This window comes from Bacillus cereus group sp. BfR-BA-01430 (assembly GCF_022663115.1).
In the GTDB taxonomy this organism is placed as follows: domain Bacteria; phylum Bacillota; class Bacilli; order Bacillales; family Bacillaceae_G; genus Bacillus_A; species Bacillus_A cereus_BD.
In genome coordinates this window covers 1-1,441 of the sequence record NZ_JAKUEW010000046.1, presented here as the reverse complement: position 1 = coordinate 1,441, position 1,441 = coordinate 1, and the positions used below count along the sequence as shown (strand labels likewise).

Genomic DNA, 1,441 nt, shown 5'->3' with positions numbered 1-1,441 from the left:
CATTAACTTGATTAGAAATGCCAAATTAACTAATGGTGTTAAGTATTGGAAATTACATGACGCTACAAGGACACATATTGATACAACTGTTGTTAAAGATGGTATAAACTCTTTCAAAACGGTTTCTACAGGCAATACTTCTAATCACTATTATGGTGCTGAACAAACAGTAGAACTGAGAGAAGGTGAAACCATTGTCGCTTCTGCTTACTTTAGAACTGACAACCCAGCTGGACTAGATCAAGGTGGCGCGTTAGAAATTAAGTTCTTGAACAGTAGTGGCGGTGTAATTAAACAAGTTTCCGAAGAATTAAAATTAACAAAAGATCAATGGCTGAGAGTTTATAAAAGTGCAACTGCCCCTTCTGGTACAGTAAAAGTAATATTTCGTTATCAGATAAGACGAAACGGTACATTGTGGATGGCTCAACCAATGCTACAAGTCGGAACAATACCTTCCAGCTTTCTAGAAAATCCAAACGACTTTGTAGACAAAGATAAAATCATGGATGACTTAGCGGACAAGGTAGCAACTGAACAATATAACAAAAAAGTAACAGAATTAGAAAGAAAGATTTCAGCGAATGAAAAAGGCGTTGAAATTATATCTGAAAAACACGAAACCTTTTTGAATGATACTTTCGACGCTTATGTCAAAGAAGTGGGGTCTAAGTTACAAGTATTAGACGAGGGCATTCTAGCTCAAGTGAAAAAAGGTAATATTATCGCAGCTATCAATCTGTCAGCAGAGAAGCTCAAAATTAAAGTTGATCTAATTGATCTGGTAGGTAAAGTAAAAGCAGAGTGGATTACAGCCGGGTTGTTGCAAGGTACGACGGTCAAAACAAGTAATACCAATGAGCATATTCATATGAAAAACCAAGTATTACAGTTCGTGAATCAAGGACGAGCGAAAATTGTAATTGGTTTTGAAAACGAGCGTCAGAGCAAGACGAACAATCCGTACATCGTGATAGGGGAAGGTGATGGTACCGGACGGAATTTAGGATTTATCTATAAAGACGCAAAAGGTGTTTATTATAGATTTATAGACAGTAACGGCGCAGAAAGTAACCTCCGTATGACCGAACGTGGCGATTTAGGGATGACCGCGCAATCAAGTATGTGGCTCAAATCAGCCGGGTTACTAAATCTTAATGGTGATGGCGTTTCTATAAATCATCACGATTACAAGATTGCTGAATTCAAAACGCCAACTTATGGCAACGATTGCGACATTATATTAGGAAATCATATAATTCGTTCATCTAAAGTGAGCGGCTATGATAAGTTATTGCAAATCAAGAATCAATACGGAAATGATTTTCGCGGTATTGAGGTTTCTGAAGTAACCGCACATGGAGGGATTCGTGCTAACACAAACCTTTGGGCTGAGCAAAATTCTTATGCAATGCAACATATCAACAGGTCAACAGAAAAG

At 37.8% G+C, this 1,441-nt stretch carries 1 pseudogene; it reads left to right on the top strand.

Annotation, left to right across the window (positions count from 1 at the left end):
- Window positions 1-1,441 (top strand): annotated as a pseudogene (locus MR058_RS22770) (phage tail spike protein); the annotation flags it as partial.